This window comes from Flavobacterium ginsengiterrae, from assembly GCF_039539785.1.
Classification (GTDB): Bacteria; Bacteroidota; Bacteroidia; order Flavobacteriales; family Flavobacteriaceae; genus Flavobacterium; species Flavobacterium ginsengiterrae.
Genome location: NZ_BAABDU010000002.1, coordinates 52,628 through 70,773 on the forward strand (window position 1 = coordinate 52,628; position 18,146 = coordinate 70,773).

At 32.7% G+C, this 18,146-nt stretch carries 18 protein-coding genes; 7 read left to right on the forward strand and 11 right to left on the reverse strand.

Going from position 1 to position 18,146, the window contains the following annotated elements; translation table 11 throughout:
• Entirely contained in the window at positions 1-969 is a 969-nt protein-coding gene (locus ABD859_RS00930) for a YpdA family putative bacillithiol disulfide reductase (protein WP_345138970.1), read from the forward strand.
• A 77-nt stretch (positions 970-1,046) separates the two neighbouring features.
• On the opposite strand, the gene ABD859_RS00935 is transcribed toward ABD859_RS00930, so the two are convergent.
• Complete coding sequence (locus tag ABD859_RS00935) at positions 1,047-2,615, reverse strand: protein adenylyltransferase SelO (protein ID WP_345138973.1); 1,569 nt, start codon at positions 2,613-2,615, stop codon at positions 1,047-1,049.
• A gap of 102 nt (positions 2,616-2,717) precedes the next feature.
• Positions 2,718-3,251 carry a peptide-methionine (S)-S-oxide reductase MsrA gene (msrA, locus tag ABD859_RS00940; protein WP_345138976.1) on the reverse strand — a complete coding sequence of 178 codons (534 nt, stop codon included), beginning with the start codon at positions 3,249-3,251 and terminating at the stop codon, positions 2,718-2,720.
• A gap of 180 nt (positions 3,252-3,431) precedes the next feature.
• Between msrA and ABD859_RS00945 the strand changes: the two genes are divergently transcribed.
• Positions 3,432-4,919, forward strand: a complete 1,488-nt coding sequence (locus ABD859_RS00945) for an aminotransferase class V-fold PLP-dependent enzyme (RefSeq protein ID WP_345138979.1) — start codon at positions 3,432-3,434, stop codon at positions 4,917-4,919.
• Positions 4,920-5,041: 122 nt separating this feature from the next.
• Here the strand turns inward: ABD859_RS00945 and ABD859_RS00950 are convergent, their stop codons facing one another.
• From ABD859_RS00950 to ABD859_RS00970, 5 genes are read right to left on the reverse strand one after another with little or no spacing between them, the layout of a single operon-like run.
• A complete protein-coding gene (locus ABD859_RS00950) occupies positions 5,042-5,512 on the reverse strand; it encodes a nuclear transport factor 2 family protein (protein ID WP_345138982.1) in 471 nt (156 codons plus the stop codon).
• A gap of 51 nt (positions 5,513-5,563) precedes the next feature.
• Positions 5,564-6,088: a hypothetical protein gene (locus ABD859_RS00955; protein WP_345138985.1), complete on the reverse strand. Its 525-nt coding sequence runs from the start codon at positions 6,086-6,088 to the stop codon at positions 5,564-5,566.
• An 11-nt stretch (positions 6,089-6,099) separates the two neighbouring features.
• Positions 6,100-6,576, reverse strand: coding sequence for a hypothetical protein (locus ABD859_RS00960; protein WP_345139986.1), 477 nt, complete (start codon positions 6,574-6,576; stop codon positions 6,100-6,102).
• Between the two features lie 6 nt (positions 6,577-6,582).
• Positions 6,583-7,260, reverse strand: coding sequence for a peptidoglycan DD-metalloendopeptidase family protein (locus tag ABD859_RS00965; protein WP_345138988.1), 678 nt, complete (start codon positions 7,258-7,260; stop codon positions 6,583-6,585).
• A gap of 12 nt (positions 7,261-7,272) precedes the next feature.
• Complete coding sequence (locus ABD859_RS00970; RefSeq protein WP_345138991.1) at positions 7,273-7,938, reverse strand: spermidine synthase; 666 nt, start codon at positions 7,936-7,938, stop codon at positions 7,273-7,275.
• A 67-nt stretch (positions 7,939-8,005) separates the two neighbouring features.
• Between ABD859_RS00970 and ABD859_RS00975 the strand changes: the two genes are divergently transcribed.
• Positions 8,006-8,557 carry a 1-acyl-sn-glycerol-3-phosphate acyltransferase gene (locus ABD859_RS00975; RefSeq protein WP_345138994.1) on the forward strand — a complete coding sequence of 184 codons (552 nt, stop codon included), beginning with the start codon at positions 8,006-8,008 and terminating at the stop codon, positions 8,555-8,557.
• A gap of 83 nt (positions 8,558-8,640) precedes the next feature.
• On the opposite strand, the gene ABD859_RS00980 is transcribed toward ABD859_RS00975, so the two are convergent.
• Positions 8,641-9,108 (reverse strand): helix-turn-helix domain-containing protein, encoded by a 468-nt coding sequence (locus ABD859_RS00980; RefSeq protein ID WP_345138998.1) that lies wholly within the window; start codon positions 9,106-9,108, stop codon positions 8,641-8,643.
• Between the two features lie 312 nt (positions 9,109-9,420).
• Between ABD859_RS00980 and ABD859_RS00985 the strand changes: the two genes are divergently transcribed.
• The 4 genes from ABD859_RS00985 (at position 9,421) to ABD859_RS01000 (ending at position 14,338) form a co-directional block, all read left to right on the forward strand.
• Positions 9,421-10,575, forward strand: coding sequence for a M14 family metallopeptidase (locus ABD859_RS00985; protein WP_345139001.1), 1,155 nt, complete (start codon positions 9,421-9,423; stop codon positions 10,573-10,575).
• Between the two features lie 77 nt (positions 10,576-10,652).
• Complete coding sequence (locus tag ABD859_RS00990) at positions 10,653-11,132, forward strand: Lrp/AsnC family transcriptional regulator (protein WP_008468989.1); 480 nt, start codon at positions 10,653-10,655, stop codon at positions 11,130-11,132.
• Positions 11,133-11,227: 95 nt separating this feature from the next.
• Positions 11,228-13,813 carry a phosphoenolpyruvate carboxylase gene (locus ABD859_RS00995; RefSeq protein ID WP_345139004.1) on the forward strand — a complete coding sequence of 862 codons (2,586 nt, stop codon included), beginning with the start codon at positions 11,228-11,230 and terminating at the stop codon, positions 13,811-13,813.
• A gap of 9 nt (positions 13,814-13,822) precedes the next feature.
• A complete protein-coding gene (locus tag ABD859_RS01000; RefSeq protein WP_345139007.1) occupies positions 13,823-14,338 on the forward strand; it encodes a DinB family protein in 516 nt (171 codons plus the stop codon).
• A 92-nt stretch (positions 14,339-14,430) separates the two neighbouring features.
• Here the strand turns inward: ABD859_RS01000 and recQ are convergent, their stop codons facing one another.
• The 3 genes from recQ to ABD859_RS01015 all read right to left on the reverse strand — a co-directional run bounded on the left by recQ (position 14,431) and on the right by ABD859_RS01015 (position 18,085).
• Positions 14,431-16,548 (reverse strand): DNA helicase RecQ, encoded by a 2,118-nt coding sequence (gene recQ, locus ABD859_RS01005; RefSeq protein ID WP_345139010.1) that lies wholly within the window; start codon positions 16,546-16,548, stop codon positions 14,431-14,433.
• A gap of 148 nt (positions 16,549-16,696) precedes the next feature.
• The gene (locus ABD859_RS01010) at positions 16,697-17,107 is read right to left on the reverse strand and encodes a DNA primase (protein WP_345139012.1); all 411 of its coding nucleotides are present in this window, start codon (positions 17,105-17,107) and stop codon (positions 16,697-16,699) included.
• A gap of 9 nt (positions 17,108-17,116) precedes the next feature.
• On the reverse strand, positions 17,117-18,085 hold the full coding sequence (locus ABD859_RS01015; protein WP_073411146.1) for a deoxyhypusine synthase family protein: 969 nt from the start codon (positions 18,083-18,085) through the stop codon (positions 17,117-17,119).
• Positions 18,086-18,146 lie beyond the last annotated feature (61 nt).

An 18,146-nucleotide genomic window follows, 5' to 3' on the forward strand; every position in this document is an offset into this window, starting at 1 on the left:
ATGACAACACAATATGATTTAATAATTGTGGGAGGCGGACCAATTGGACTGGCCTGTGCAATAGAAGCTCAAAAAAAGAATTTAAACTACCTGATTATAGAAAAAGGGGCAATTGTAAATAGTATTTTCAATTATCCGTTATATATGACTTTTTTTTCAACAGCCGAAAGACTGGAAATAGGCGATATTCCGTTTAACTGTTTGGCACCAAAACCGGGTCGTCAGGAAGCTTTGGAATACTATAGAAACATTCATCGTTATTTTAATTTCAACATAAATCTATTTGAAAAAGTAACCGAAATTAAAAAAACAACAGATTCTCTATTTGTGGTTTCTACAGATAAAAACTTGTACCAGTCTAAAAATGTAGTTATTGCAACCGGATTTTATGATATTCCTATTCTAATGAATGTAAAAGGCGAGGAATTACCAAAAGTGCGCCATTATTATAAAGAAGCTCACGAATATGCATTTAGAAATGTTTTGGTCGTAGGTGCAAATAATTCGTCTGTAGATGCTGCTCTTGAATGTTGGAGAAAAGGCGCTAACGTAACCATGGTAATTCGCAAAAACGAAATAAACAACCGTGTAAAATATTGGGTTAAACCCGATGTTGAAAACCGAATTGCTGAAGGAAGTATCAAAGCATATTTTGAATCGAATATGACCGAAATTCGGGATAATGAAGTTGAAATTGAAACGCCAAACGGAAAAGTTACTATAGAAAATGATTTTGTTCTGGCATTAACGGGATACAAACCTGATTTAAAATTTCTTGAAAGCATTGGTATTCAGCTTTCTGATGATGAATTAAAAATTCCGGTTTACAATCCTGAAACTATGGAAACAAATGTTGAAGGTTTATTTTTGGCAGGTGTTGTATGCGGAGGAATGCAGACGCATAAGTGGTTTATCGAAAACTCAAGAATCCACGCCAATATGATTGTGGATTATATTGCTTCAAAGTAATTTTTTTAGCCGCGAATTCACGAATTAATCTTTTTGTCATTTTAGAAAATTAAAATTCATGAATTCGCGGCAAAAACTTAAGAACTGCAGGAAAGCATTGAGCAGCCAACTTTAGATCTTGCCCAATCTGGTCGTTTTGCAAACCATTTTTCATATTCCGGCTGTTCGTCATAAGGTTTTTGCAATAAAGTATAAAACTCATTTATTAGCGAATAATCATCCTTATCGGCAGCATCTATAGCCAATTGTGCCATATAGTTTCGAAGAACATATTTGGGATTAATTGCATTCATTTTTTCTGAACGTTCTTCATCCGATAATTCTTCTACGCTTAATCTTTCAAGATAAACCGTGAACCATTTTTTCCAGGCTTCTAAAATTTCTCCTGAAAACTCTTCTATTTTATAAAATGCAAATTCTATTTTTTTGACAGCTTCATCTGCGGAATCTGATTTTTTTACGGTACTTAAATTTCTGAAAAATATCGTCATATCGGTTTCCGCTAATTGTAAAACAGCTTCCAGATTGTCAATTAAATCATTGTCAGTTTCAGTTGAAGTAAATATGCCTAATTTACTTAAAAACATAATTTTATAATCTGAAATAAAATTATCCATAAAAGATTCTAATATTTTTTCCAGTTGTTCTGTTTCGTTAATTAAAGGATAAATTGCGTTTGCCAATTGATATAAATTCCAATGCGCAACCTGAGGCTGGTTTCCAAAACGATATCTTCTGTTTTGACTGTCTGTAGTATTTGGAGTCCAGTTTGGATCGTAATTTTCCAGCCACCCGTAAGGTCCGTAATCAATCGTAATTCCATGTACAGACATGTTATCTGTATTCATAACACCATGAACAAAACCTACTCGCTGCCAGTGTAAAATCATTTCGCGTGTTGAATCGGCAATTTTTTGAAAAAACTGTAAATATTGTTCTTTAGGTTCTCCTGTAATTTCAGGAAAATAATGTTTGATATTATATTCTACAAACTGTTTCAGATTTTTCAGTTCATTTCTGGCAGCCAGCATTTCAAAACTTCCAAAACGAATAAATGAAGGTGCAACACGACACACAACAGCTCCTTTTTCGTAAGCAGGATTTCCGTTGTACAAAATATCTCGTAAAACCTGATCACCGGAAAGAATTAGAGAAAGTGATCGGGTAGTGGGAACACCCAAATAATGCATGGCTTCGGCACATAAATATTCTCTTATAGATGATCTCAAAACAGCTAAACCATCAGCAGTTCGTGAATAAGGAGTTTTTCCGGCACCTTTTAACTGAAGTGTAAAACGCTGTTTATTATTTTCTACTTCTGTTAAATTTATGGCGCGGCCATCACCTAATTGTCCTGCCCAATTTCCAAACTGATGTCCTGCATAACACATCGCATAAGGCTGGGTTTGATCGAGAATTTCTTTTCCTGAAAATACATTCAAAAATTCTTCTGATTGTATTTCATCTTTGGAAATCCCAACTAATGCTGCCACTTCTTCAGAAGCATGAATTAATTTCGGGTTTGATGGTTTTGTTGGATTTACATACGAAAACAAGGTATTCTTAACCTGGCGGATTTCATTCGTTAATTCCGGATCTGCAGGAAGTTCTGCTGTAAATCGATTATTTATTTTTAAATTTTTCATTTTTAGTTTTTTATTGTTTAGCCATAGATTTCAAGGATTTTAATAATTATTACAACAAAATCAAAATCCTTTTAATTCATGTAATCTGTGGCAGAAAAAAAATCAGTTTACTAATTTATCAGCATACATTTTTTTAAGTTTTTGAATTTTTGGATCAATTACAACCTCACAATATCTGGCTTCCTGATTGTTGTTATAATAGTTTTGATGATCTTCTTCGGCTTCATAGAAAACTTGAAAAGCTTGTAGCTGTGTTACAATTGGATCAGCATAAAGTGGCTGAACTTCTTTAAAAACCTGTTCTGCAATTTCTTTTTGATTTTGATCATGATATAAAATAATCGAACGATATTGCGTGCCGCTGTCGCCGCCCTGACGGTTTAAAGTTGTAGGGTCGTGGCTTGTCATAAAAACGGTTAGCAAATCATGATATGAAATTATGTCAGAATTAAAGGTAACCTGAATAACTTCTGCATGTCCTGTTCTACCTGTACACACCTCACGATATGCCGGATTTTTTATAAAACCATCTGAAAAACCGGATTTTATTGTTTCAATTCCTTTTAAGCGCTGAATTACAGCTTCTATACACCAAAAACATCCTCCGCCAAAAGTAGCAGTTGATAAATTTCCCATAAATGTGATCGTTAAGTTTACATGCCCTATTAATCCGATAGAATATTGTGATAATTTATCTAAAAAACTTCCGTTTGACTAAAAATACTAAAAGTTTATTCAGTTTTTGAAGTTTGTTATTGATAAATCCTCAATTATATAAAAAAGCAATATATTTGCAGTCAAACACAGGCACAACTAATGAATACCAAAAATAATACCATGAGCCTTGAAACTTATTTTCAGGATTTTAGGAAGCATATTGTTGGCATAGATCAGGAATTTATGTCACCTTTTGGCAAAAAGAATATTGTTTATACAGACTGGACTGCCAGCGGAAGACTTTACAGACCCATTGAAGAGAAACTTCTCAATCATTTTGGACCTTTTGTTGCCAACACACATACCGAAACAACGGTGTCAGGTACTGCCATGACAAAAGCATATCATCATGCCAGACATATTATTAAGCGTCATACGAATGCAAACGAAGATGATGTTTTAATTACTGATGGAACAGGAATGACCGGAGTTATTAATAAATTCCAGCGTATTTTAGGTATAAAAATTCCAGAAAATCTTAAAAATTTTACGACTGTTCCTGCCGAAAAGAAACCTATTGTTTTTATTTCGCACATGGAGCATCATTCTAATCAGACTTCGTGGCTGGAAACCATTGCCGATGTTGAAATAATTCCATCTTGCGAAAAAGGTTTATTTTGTTTAGATAATTTAGAACTGTTATTACAAAAATACAGTGACAGAACTATAAAAATTGCTTCGATTACTTCTTGTTCGAATGTTACAGGTTTACAAACACCTTTTCATGAAGCAGCAAAATTAATGCATAAATATAATGGAGTTTGTTTTGTAGATTTTGCATGCTCTGGCCCTTATGTTGATATTGATATGCATCCTGCTGATCCTGAAGCATCACTTGACGCAATTTTCTTTTCGCCGCATAAATTTCTGGGTGGACCCGGAACTTCTGGTGTTTTGATTTTTAATAAAAAATTATACAACAATATGATTCCTGATTGTCCGGGCGGAGGAACTGTAAGCTGGACAAATCCGTGGGGCGAACATAAATATATTGATAATATTGAGGATCGCGAAGATGGTGGTACTCCGGGATTTCTTCAGGTTATTAAAACCGCTCTTGCAATTGAGCTTAAAGAAGAAATGGGAATTGAAAACATTTTAGAGCGTGAGCATGAAATTGTTGATTTTGTTTTTAATGAATTAGAGCCTGTAGAAAATATTAAAATTTTAGCAGGACAGCATAAAAATCGTTTAGGAGTTGTTTCCTTTTTTATAGATGATCTTCATTTTAATTTAGGTGTAAAATTATTAAACGACAGATTTGGAATCCAGACTCGAGGCGGTTGCAGCTGTGCCGGAACTTACGGTCACTATTTACTGCACGTAGATCAGGAAACTTCTAATAAACTGGTGAATGAAATCACGATTGGGGATTTGATTAAAAAACCGGGATGGATTAGAATGTCAATTCATCCAACTACAACTAACGAAGAAATTGCTTTTGTTTGCGAAAGCATTAAAGAATTAGCTAAAAACCACAAAACATGGGCTTTAGATTATTCGTATAATAAAAACACAAACGAATTTATTCATAAAAATGCAGCTTCATTTGAAGATGAATTGGTAGAAAGCTGGTTCAAATCTTAATAGCTTGAAACATCTTCGACTTCGTTGAGCCTGAGCAAAATCGAAGGCTCTAAAAAAAATAAACCCGACAGGTTTTAAATCTGTCGGGTTTGTTTTTTTATAGAATATTTTCTAATTCTAAATTAATTCTTTTCCTGAAATTTTTTAAGAGACTGCAGAGCCTGCTGCTGGATTTTTTTATGAAAGAAACCTGTCCATCCTAATAAGTATCCCATGGTTCCAAAAGCTTGCTTTGACCATTTCCAGACATCAAAGCTATCGGTATGCTTAATAATTAAGCCGTCCTGAAAAACAAATTCTGCCGAAATGCGATTTATAACCTCACGGTTTGTCTTGCTGAAATTATAAACAGCAACCCATTTTGCAGATCCTGTAGATTCATCTGCTTTAACATCAAAGAATTCAATTTTAATATTTCCTTTGCTTCTTGATAAAAGCATTTCCCACATTTTAGAAACCTGTTCTTCTTTTAATAAACCAAAAGCCGGATCAATAAAATGAACTTTTGGATGATAACATTCAGCCATTGTTTTAGCATCAGAATTAGAAAAGGCAGTATAGAATTTTGTTATTAAAGCTTCGTTTGGACTCATAAATTTGAAATTAAAACATAAATATAAGGCTTATTTTATAAAATATTTTATTTATAAAACACTAATTTCTTTTGCCGTATCGTAACTCTTTTTTGAATTATCGTAAGCGGTTGAAAAATAATTCTTTTTGTTGTAAGTTGTAAAATAACCCGTTTGTGTTCCAAAAGTATTAGTTCCGCCGTTTAAGATAAATCGGACAGCGTAGATGTCAGTTTTTTTCAATTTTGCAAATTCAGCAGGAGTAAAATAATAGTAAGAAGTTGTTTTTCCATCTGCAGATTCTTTTATGTTTTTATCTACACAGGCAATAACATCCGCATTAGCCAGATCTACATAAAGTCCGCCGGCAATTCTTGCTTTATCATTTGATGTTGCAATTGTGATTTTTAAAATGCCACCTTTATCTGTTTTTGCAATTTGAATATTGGTTTCGCCCGTAAAAGCATATTTTTCGCAGATAAATGTATAATCCTGTGTGGCCGGAAATGGCTGAGAACCTTTTACACTCATCGTTTGCTGTGCATTTACAAAGGTTGAAATAAACAGTAATAAAAGCAGTGGCATTTTTAATTTCATATATTTTAACTTTATTGTTCGGCTAATTTTGCATCAAACTTTTCATCCCAATCCATTGATTTAATGGCTGATATTAAATTTTCTTCGTTTACAAAAACTCTAAGTTCTTTATTGGCTACCTTTTTAGTATACAAAGCATGGTAGCGGTAAATTACTTCATTTTTAGTTTTATAAACACCGTCTAATTTCAAATCAATAAAACTTCCGTAGTATTGTCTAAATCTTGTACAGGTTTTAGTCAATCGTTCTTCGGTCGTGTTTTCACGTACAGATTGTGTGACTTCAGTTTCATTAAAAGGTTTAAACTTTGATGTGTTACAGGTTTCTAAAACTCGTTTTCCTAATTCATACGCTTTTCGCTGCTGCTCAGAGCTGATTTCGGCATTAGAAACTTTCTTAATTTTTAAATCTTCAGTATCTCGGCTTACAGTTTTCGATTTACATCCAATTAATAATAGCAAACATATAATCAATCCCGCTTTCTTCATAATCATTTAAGTTATTTTTAATAATAAGTTAGGGTCGGGACAATTTTCGATATAGAAATTCAAATCATTTGTGTTGCAGACTCCGGGATAATCGCCCCATTTATCTTCCATGTTTTTTATAATCTGAAAGTGGACATGAGGTGCGTAATCGCCGTTAACAGTTGAATTTCCTAAGGATGCAATTTGATCTCCTTTTTTGAAAATTGTCCCAACGGTAAGGTTTTCTATACTTTCTAACGACAAATGTCCGTATAAAGTATAAAATTTTTCAGTTTCGGCTTCGTGCTCTAATATTATAGTTGGGCCATAATCGCCTAAGCCTTTATTGTTTTGAAAACTATGCACTTTTCCGTCAAGCGGTGCTAAAACCGGAGTTCCGGCTTTTGCCCATAAATCCAGACCAATATGAATGTTTCTTTCCGGAACAGAATCGTTTTTAAAAATAGTACTTCTTTTATATAAATTTCTTCCTTCTATATAACCACCATAAGCAACTTTAGCATTATTATCTGCTAAATATCCAAAAATAAAACGTTCAAAATCTTCTGAAGTTTCAGGCTTACTTTCGACTAAATCTGTATTGGTTACAGATAAATCCAAAGGAAGGTATTTTGAAAAATCGATAGAAGCATCAATGATTTTAGTAGGTGGCAAAGCTTTTAATATAGATTCAAGGGATTTCATAAAGTGTAAAATTTAAGACTGCTTTTCGATTATAATTAATTCATTATGAACTTCTATGCGGGGCAGCATTTTTGAAGTAAATAATTTAGGATTTATTTCAGAGATATATTTTCTGTTGCGTACATTATGAGCTTCATCTAAGATCATGGTATTAAATAAAATAAATCCGTGATCTTTTAACAGAAAACAAATACGTTCGCTAAAAAACTTTTCAAACAAAAAGTTTGGCATATTGGTATCTTCAAAAATATCAATAATTATTAAATCGTATTTGTCTTTTGTTTTTAAAACAAATTCAAAAGCATCATCTATAACAATTTCAAGCTGTTTAATTTCATTAAGCCCAAAATATTGATTTGCAATCTGAATCATATCAGTGTCAATTTCTACACCTGTAATTTTACCGTTATATTTTATTTCGTCGACAAGAGTCTTTATAACGCTTCCGCCCGCGACACCTAACACCAGAATATGATCCATTTCCAGAACTTTATCATAACCAATATTTCTAAGTCCGTATCTTAATATACGCTGCAGGCTGCCGTAAGAGTAATTTGTATTTTCAGAATCTAAAACCAGCTCTCCGTTTGCCCAGGTAACTTCGATGACTTTACTGCGGGCTGATTTTTTTTTGAAGATTTTAACCGGATATAGATAACTGACTAACTTTTGAATCATTTTTGTAATGCTTTTACTCAAAAATACCATTTTAAATCTTTTATTTTGCAAGAAATATCAAATTTTAATGAAGAAACGATTATACAAATTCATCTTTTTTAAGCTAATGGGCTGGAAAATAGTGGGAATGGAGAATGCTGAAGTGAAAAAATGTATATTGATGGTTATGCCTCATACCAGTAATCACGATTTTTATATTGGATTATTTACTCGAGGCATCTCTGGTTTGCAGATGAATTGGGTAGGAAAGAAGGAATTATTTCGTTTTCCGTTTGGTTATTATTTTAGAAACGTAGGAGGTGAACCGCTTGACCGAACGGGCGGGTTAAATAAAGTAGATTCTATTGCTGCAATTTTTGATCGTAAAGAAGTTTTTCGCCTTGCTGTTGCTCCCGAAGGAACCAGAAAAGGTGTAACAGAAATTAAAACTGGTTTTTATTATATAGCGCTTAAAGCGAATGTACCAATAGTTCCTGTTGCTTTTGACTGGGGTAAGAAAGAAGTTAATTTAGGAAAACCGTTTTACCCAACCGGAAATTACGACGCTGACTGGGAAGTATTGAAGCAGCATTATAAAGGAGTTTTAGGAAAAATTCCTGAAAACGGTATTCAAGTCTAAAAAATGAGGATTTTTTCAAACGCGTGAGAATCGCGTATTTGAAAATTTTCTGGACTAAGTCTCAAATATGCGAAAATTTCGGCTTAAGGTTTGTATGCCTTAAAAGTTCCGTTTTTATAGAAAATTACTATTTTCTCAATTTCGTCTTCTTCAAAAGTTATATTTTGCTTTTTGGTTTCGATGGAATTTTTAATCACAGGTTTTTCTTCTTCATAATTTAACTGCGAAAATAAATCAACTCCAGAATAATTTTGATTGAATGAAGCAGGGGAGTCTTCTGTTTTTAAATCAGATTTTGGCTCAAATTCTAAAGTTTCGTTTTCTGATTTAGGAAAATTGCCTTTCCCAATTAAAATCCAATACAAGTCAACTTCCGGAAAAACATCTAAAATTTTCATGACAAAATCAAGACTTGGTTTGTTTCTGCCAGACAAAAGGTGAGACATACTGGAGCGCTGTACACCAATTTTATCAGCAAAAGAAGAAGCATTTAGTCCGTAATAATCGAGTATAATTTCCAGCCTTTTTACAAAATCATCGATGTTTACCATTGTAAATTATTGTTATGATTTAACTTGTTTACAAATGTAATTAAAAAGATTGTATAATACAATTTTACAACTGTAAATGATTAAAAAAGGTATTAAATACCATTACTATTACTTTATATAAACAAATATAACTAATTGAAATACAATTATATGATGTTTTTTACTTAAAGTAATGACAATTGTTAACTGCGTTTTGTTTTAAACTTTAAAATCAGTCTAAAAAATTGTTTACATTTCTAAATTTTGCTAATTTTTTCTTGTTTACAATTGTAAAAATAAAGATGTTTACTTTTGTAAACTAATCAAAACACAATGAATTTAGAAGAATTATTTAACCAGCACAAAGAGCAGTCAATCCAAGGAAGATATTTAACTTTAGATCATATTACTCCTTTATTAGATAATCTAAATACCAATAATCAGGTAAAGGTAATTGGAAAATCTGTTTTAGGAGAACCTATATATAGTTATGAATTTGGAACCGGAAAAACCAAAATTTATTTGTGGTCTCAAATGCATGGTAACGAAAGTACAACCACTAAAGCCCTTTTTGACTTTATTAATGTATTAAACAGCAAATCTGATTTTGCCGAAAAAATGCTTAATACATTTACTTTTTATGCTATTCCTATTTTAAATCCTGACGGTGCAAGACTTTATACACGTGAAAATGCTAACAAAGTAGATTTAAATCGTGATTCTCAAAACCTGACTCAGCCTGAAAGTAATGTTTTACGAGAGGTTTTTGAAACATTTAAGCCGGATTTTTGCTTTAACCTGCACGATCAGCGTACAATTTTTGGTGCGGGCGATACAGGAAAGCCTGCAACGGTTTCTTTTTTGGCTCCTTCTTATAATGAAGAACGTGATGTAAATGAAAACCGACAAAAAGCCATTAATTTAATTGCGGGAATTAACGATGAATTACAAAAATATATTCCCGGACAAGTGGGAAGATTTGACGATTCGTTTAATATAAACTGTATAGGAGATACTTTTCAGTTTTTAGGGGTTCCGACTATCTTATTTGAAGCAGGACATTACCCTAATGATTACAATAGAGAAATCACCCGAAAATACATATTTTTCTCACTAATTTCAAGCTTTAAGCTAATAAGCGAAAACGATTTAGTTGTCAATAGAAATTCCGATTATTTGAATATTTCACAAAATAAAGTGGTTTTTTATGATTTTATGTATAAAAATATCAAAATAAATTATGATGGTATCGAAATTATTACGAATTTTGTCGCACAATACAAAGAAGAATTGATTGAAAATAAGATTCATTTTAATGCTTATATAGTAGAAGCAGGCGAATTGGAAAATTATTTTGGTCATTACGAATACGATGGAAGAGGAGCTGTTTATTCTGATGATTATTCTAATATTCCGAAAATGAACCAAAAAGCAGATTTTTATTTAAATAAAAACATTAAATTTGTTAACGGGTTGATAAAAAGTTAATTTTTATGTGAATTTGTTATTTTTTATATATATTTTTATACTTTGTAATAGCAATTAGTAATATTAATTAAAGAATTATGAGTAAATTTCGTTTAGATGAAGTAGATCACCAGATTTTAGACATGTTAATAGACAATACGAGAGTACCGTTTACTGACATTGCAAAAAAACTATTGATTTCTGCTGGTACAGTACACGTTAGAGTAAAGAAGATGGAGGATGCCGGTATCATCATGGGGTCTTCATTAGCCTTAGATTACGATAAATTAGGCTATTCATTTATTGCTTATGTTGGGGTTTTCCTTAACAATACATCACAAACTAAATTTGTACTAGAGCGTATCAATCAAATTCCATTCGTAACAGTTGCTTCTGTAACGACAGGAAAATTCAATATCTTTTGTAAAATCAGAGCAAAAGATACAAAACACGCAAAAGAAGTTATTTTCATGATTGATGACATCGATGGTGTTTACAGAACTGAAACAATGATTTCATTAGAAGAAAGTATTAACGATAAGAAGCGTTTGATGCATACTATTTTCAAAAATATGTAAGAACTTTTCTTGAATGCTATATTAAAATATACCTCAAGTTTATTCTTGGGGTTTTTTTATGACTAATTAACCAACCACAACTATAATAGGATTTTATGTACACGCTGCCGAAAATAGAACGTTTTAACAAAGACGTTCTCTCGAAATACCACATATACAATAGTGTTTTCATAACATTACCATTTGATTCTATAGATAATACAGGAGTTTTACTGCCTTTATTTACAGAAACTTGCGAAACGGGATTTAAAAAACAAGAAACACCAAAAGAGATCTTTGATTTCTTTTCGAATAAGTTTCTAAACAATGCTTCAGAAACAGAAAAAATCGATTTAATGTTTCGATTTATTCAATATATAGAACGTCAGATTGTATTGTTTGATGCGATTGAAGATGCTGCTTTTCCGGAAGTTAACAACATGGAAGGACGCGGATCTTTACGCGACATTAAAGAAAAATCAGATGCAAAAGAAAAAGATGATGAGTTAATTGAGTTTATTGAAAACTTCAATGTACGCACCGTTTTAACAGCACACCCAACTCAGTTTTATCCTGGTCCCGTATTAGGAATTATAAACGATTTGACAGAAGCAATTCGTCAAAATGATTTATTACAGATTAAACAATTACTTGCTCAGTTAGGAAAAACACCTTTTATACAACATGAAAAACCAAATCCTTACGATGAAGCGGTAAGTTTAATTTGGTATCTTGAGAATGTGTTTTACGCAACTGCTGGAGAAATTGTGCATTATCTTCAAAAAAACATTCTTGAAGGAAATGCTATTCAAAACCAATTAATAAAACTTGGTTTCTGGCCGGGAGGTGACCGCGACGGAAATCCATTCGTTACAACAGAGATTACTTTAAAAGTTGCAGATCGTTTAAGAACTTCAATTTTAAAGTGTTATTATGTTGAAATGAGAAATTTAAAACGTAAGTTAACTTTCTCAGATGTAGATACTTTGGTAGCTGATCTTGAACATAAACTTTATCGTTCAGTATTTTATTCTAAAGGCGAAATCTTCATTACTTTAGATGAATTATTGACGCAGTTAAATAAAATCAGAACGATTATTATCGAGAAACATCAGTCATTATATTTAGATGAACTGGAAGCTCTATTGGTAAAAATCAATTTATTTGGATTCCATTTTGCAACTTTAGATATTCGTCAGAACAGCAAAATTCATAATGTGGTATTCAAAGATGTTGTAAATTATTATTTGAACTCAGGTTCGGATATTTTTCCTAAAAATTATTATGATTTAACGGAAGATGAAAAAATCGTTGTTTTATCTAAAATAAAAGGAAATTTAAATCCTGCTGATTTTGAAAATGAAATTACAAGATCGACTTTAGAATCTGTTCAGGCAATTAAAACCATTCAGCAAAATAATGGTGAAGAAGGAGCGAACCGTTACATTATCAGTAATAACGAAAGTGCACTGAATGTAATGGAAACTTTTGCGATGATCCGTTTAAATAATTGGGAGAATCCAACGGTTGATATTATTCCGCTTTTTGAATCTGTTGATGATTTACAAAATGCGCATCAGATTATGGAACAGTTGTATACGAATCCTGAATATGCGAAGCATTTAAAATCAAGAGGAAATGAGCAGACGATTATGCTTGGTTTCTCTGACGGAACTAAAGACGGTGGTTATTTAATGGCCAACTGGAGTATTTATCAGGCAAAAATTTCGTTGACTGAAATTTCAAGACAATACGGAATTAAAGCTATTTTCTTTGACGGACGCGGCGGACCTCCTGCACGTGGTGGCGGGAAAACTCATAAATTCTATGCTTCTTTAGGTCCAAAAATTGAAAATAAAGAAATTCAAATAACAGTTCAGGGACAAACAATTAGTTCTAATTTTGGAACTTTGGATTCTTGCCGTTACAATATTGAAAACTTATTGACAGCTGGTGTAACCAATCAGGTATTTGGAAAGGAGAAAAACGAATTATCTCCTGAAGAAACTCAAATCTTAACACAGCTGGCTGATTTAGGTTATGAAAAATATTTGAGTTTTAAGAATCATCCAAAGTTTATTCCGTATTTGGAAAAAATGAGTACGTTAAAATATTACTCAAAAACAAACATTGGAAGCCGTCCTTCAAAAAGAAGCAAATCAGAATCATTAGATTTTGCTGATTTAAGAGCTATTCCTTTTGTGGGTTCCTGGAGTCAGTTAAAACAAAACGTTCCAGGTTTCTTTGGAGTAGGATCGGCATTGAAACATTTTGAAGAAAGCGGTCAATGGGATAAAGTAAGTGATTTGTACCACAATTCATTATTCTTTAAAACTCTGCTTGAAAACAGTATGATGTCATTGGCAAAATCATTTTTACCATTAACAGCATACATGAAAAATGATCCTGAATTTGGAGAATTCTGGCAGATTATTTACGATGAGTTTTCAGAAACAAAACGTCTTTTATTGAAAATAGCTGGTCACAAAACGCTGATGGAAAATTATCCTGATGGTATAGCTTCAATTCAAATAAGAGAGCGTATTGTATTGCCATTGTTAACAATACAACAATATGCTTTATTGAGAATTAATGAGCTTAATAAAGAAAATTCTACAAATGAAGAGCTTATCAAAGTATATGAAAAAATTGTAACAAGATCTCTTTTCGGAAATACAAACGCAAGTAGAAATTCAGCTTAATATAAAAAAATGAGAGCAGCAGAATTATTAGATAATGAATATTCAGGTCATTTTGGTACATATATCAAAGAGGCCGGTGATGGAATTTTAATTGAAGAATTAGAAATTTCGCTTCATGAATTTATCAGGTTTGTTCAGGATATTCCAATGGATAAATTTGATTATCGTTATGCGGAAGGAAAGTGGACAATTAAAGAAATTATTCAGCACGTAATCGATACTGAACGTATTTTTGCCTACAGAGCTTTGAGATTTTCCAGAAATGATAAAACGTCTCTGCCTGGTTTTGAAGAAAATGATTATGCAGATAATACGGATTCTAATAAAAGAAGCATTCAGGATTTGTTAACTGAATTTTCTGCCGTAAGACATTCAAATTTATTGTTTTACAAAAGCTTATCTGAAGAACAGCTTAAAAGAATTGGAACGGCATCAAACAATCCAATTTCGGCTCGTGCCCTAGGTTTTGTAATCATTGGTCATGCTAAGCATCATCAAAAAGTTTTTAAAGAAAGATATTTGTAAGTTTAAAATTTTATAAAAAAATCCTGTGAAGTTTTTTCACAGGATTTTTTGTTTTTAGATTTTGTCATTTCAACTCAAAGGAGAAATTACCATTACTGAATTTTTTGATGCTTTCTCTCAATAGATGCTAAAGCAAAACGAATTTTATCGTAAGATATTTTTTCTTCAAAATAATCAAAATACGGTTTTAAGGCATTTGGATTTTCTAATTCAATTTGTGCTTTTTCGATTTGAGCAATTTCTGAATCAGAAACAAACGGGCTTAAATCTAAATCATGGCCGTCGACATATAATTTTGCTAAATGAGAAATAATGGTTGTTTCTCCCAGATTTCTTTTTCCTGCAATTTCTTCTACAGAAAATCCATTTTGAAATAATTCCAGGGTTTTAGCGTATGTACTTTCTTTTTTCTCTTTTTTAACAACTGATTTATTTCTTTGAAATTCAATAATGGCATTTATAAAATCGGCACCATATTTTTCCAGTTTTGCTTTTCCAACTCCTTCTACAGCAAGGAATTCCTCATCGCTCATTGGTCTTAAAATTTCCATTTGACGTAATGATGCATCACTGAAAATAACATAAGCCGGAACTTCTTCTTCCTTAGCAATTTCATAGCGTAATTTTCGAAGTGTTTCAAAAAGAGAATTTTTAGCTGCTTTTGCTTTTTCTACTTTTACTTCGTTTTTGTCAATTACTTTCTTCACAACAGTCGTCAGTTTTACCTTTTCTCCTTCAAACAAAACTTTTTTTGCAAAAGGAGTCAGTAAAATTTTATTATGCTGATGAAAAGCAATTTCGCAGTATCCTAAATTTATAAGCTGAATTAAATATTGATTCCAGTCGTACCATGAAACATCGGCACCAATTCCGTACGTTTTTAGCTCTTGATAATTTTTTTCGTAGATATATGCGTTTCTCGAGCCGCGCAAAAAATCAACAATTACGGCTAAAGGCTCAGATTGCTGTAAACGTGTAATAGCCGACAACGCTTTTTGCGCGAGAATCGTACCATCGAAAAAAGTTGGCGGATTTTTGCAAATATCGCAGTTACCGCAATTCTCTGTTACCAATTCACCGAAATACGAGAGCAGAATTTTTCTCCTGCAGCTTACAGCATCGGCATATTGTTTCATACGATCTAGTTTGGCAAGCTGCACATCAGCATTTAATCCATCCGATGCGAATTTTTGAAGCTGAATAACATCGGCATAACTTTCAAACAAAATAGTTTCAGCCGGCATTCCGTCACGCCCGGCGCGCCCAATTTCCTGATAATAACCTTCAATATTTTTAGGAAGATTGTAATGAATTACCCAGCGTACATTCGATTTGTCAATTCCCATTCCAAATGCAATTGTGGCACATACAACCTGACAGTCATCATTTATAAATTCATCCTGAGTTTTGGCACGAGTTGTATTGTCTAAACCTGCGTGATAAGCTTTTGCAGAAATTCCGTTTTTTGATAATTTCTCAGCAAGTTCTTCGGTTGTTTTTCTGCTTAAACAATAAATGATGCCAGATTCATTGGGTTTATTTTCAACGAAATCTATAATTTGTTTTACACGATCTAATGCGGGACGAACTTCAAGGCTTAAATTTTTTCTGTCAAAAGAAGCTACAAAAGTTTTTGGGTTCTTTAAATTAAGCTGTTTTGTTATATCAACTCGTGTAGCTTTATCTGCGGTTGCCGTTAATGCGAGAACCGGAGTAGAAGGGAAGCGGTTTTTGAGATATCCTAAATTTGTATAAGCTGGCCGGAAGTCATGACCCCAGGAAGAAATACAATGTGCTTCATCAATAGCAATTAAACTGATTGTCAGTTCATTGAAAATTGTATCTAAATAAGATAAACTTTCGGGAGCAATATATACTAATTTGAAAGTGTTTGTTCTTAAATTATCTATATAAAACTGCTGTTCTTCAGATGATTGACTGCTATTTATATAACATGCCGAAATTCCATTTGTTTTTAAACTGTCGACTTGATCTTTCATAAGCGCAATTAGCGGCGAGATTACAATTGTAATTCCCGGCAGCACAAGTGCAGGCAGTTGAAAACAGATCGACTTACCACCTCCGGTTGGCATAATGGCAAGCGTATCCTGTCCGGATAGAACATTCGTTATAATAGTTTCCTGATTGGGTCTGAATTTTTCAAATCCAAAATTCTCCTTTAGTTTGGCGTGTAGTAGTTCTGAATTCATACGGCGAATATTTATATTTTAGCATTATGGTTTAAAAATATAAATATAGTATTTTTCTTATAATTTTATAATATGATTTTCAATGCCAATTTGATAAAAAAAAGGAACTCTAAATGAGTTCCTTAATTTTTATAATTAAAACGAAAAATTAATCTTCGTCGTCTTCATCATCGTCATCATCAGCAATATCATCACTGTCTCTATCTTCATCATCGTCATCGTCACCTCCGTCAGTATCTGGTTTATCCTGATTGTCATCATCGTCATCGTCGTCAGCTTCATCATCAAGATCAAGACCTTTTACTGGTTCGATTGTGTCAACATCTAAATCCATATCATCGTCATCTTCGTAATTTTCGATTCTGTCAGCAAGCTTAGTACTAATTTTTACTAAATAAATAGTGTCTTCAGTACGAACTTCAACAGCTTCTACTAATTCGTTTTTGGCGTTTCTGAAACGGATAACATCCGAATCGTCATAACCGTCAGGAAATTTTTCAACCAAAAGGTTTAAAATTTCGTTGGTCAATTTGGCGTAGTCTACTATAACTCTTTTCATAAAAATATCCTATAAATCTAATAAATATGCAAAAATTAACGGTGCAACGATTGTAGCATCCGACTCAATAATAAATTTAGGGGTTTTAATATCTAATTTACCCCAAGTGATTTTTTCATTTGGAACTGCTCCGGAGTAAGAACCATAACTAGTTGTTGAATCTGAAATTTGGCAGAAATAGCTCCAGAATGGAACATCATGCATTTCCATATCCTGATACAACATTGGAACAACGCAAATAGGGAAGTCTCCAGCGATACCACCACCAATTTGGAAGAATCCAATTCCGTTTGAACTGTTTTTAGAATACCAGTCTGCAAGGAAAGTCATATATTCAATACCTGATTTCATTGTAGATGCTTTCAGGTCGCCTTTAATAACGTATGATGCAAAAATGTTACCCATTGTACTATCTTCCCATCCAGGAACAATAATAGGTAAGTTTTTCTCAGCAGCAGCATACATCCAGCTGTCTTTTAAGTCAATTTCGTAATATTCTTCAAGAACGCCGGATAATAACATTTTGTACATGAATTCATGCGGAAAATATCTTTCTCCCTTATCATCAGCATCTTTCCAGATTTTATAGATGTGTTTTTGTAATCTTCTAAAAGCCTCGTGCTCTGGGATACAAGTATCAGTAACACGGTTTAATCCTCTTTCCAATAAAGCCCATTCGTCTTCTGGAGTTAAATCACGGTAGTTAGGAACTCTTTCGTAGTGAGAATGAGCTACTAAGTTCATGATGTCTTCTTCTAGATTGGCTCCAGTACATGAAATAATTTGTACTTTATCTTGTCTAATTATTTCAGCAAAAATTTTACCTATTTCGGCTGTACTCATTGCTCCAGCCATACTTACCAACATTTTAGAACCATTAGCTAGTTGTTGTTCGTATTCTTTGGCTGCATCTACAAGAGAAGCAGAATTAAAGTGCAAATAATGTTTTTCAATAAACTGACTGATTGGTCCTTTCATTTTGTTTTGTTTTTTGTTTTTTTTTTTGAATTAAAAGTTTTTAACCTTTTTACTGTATATG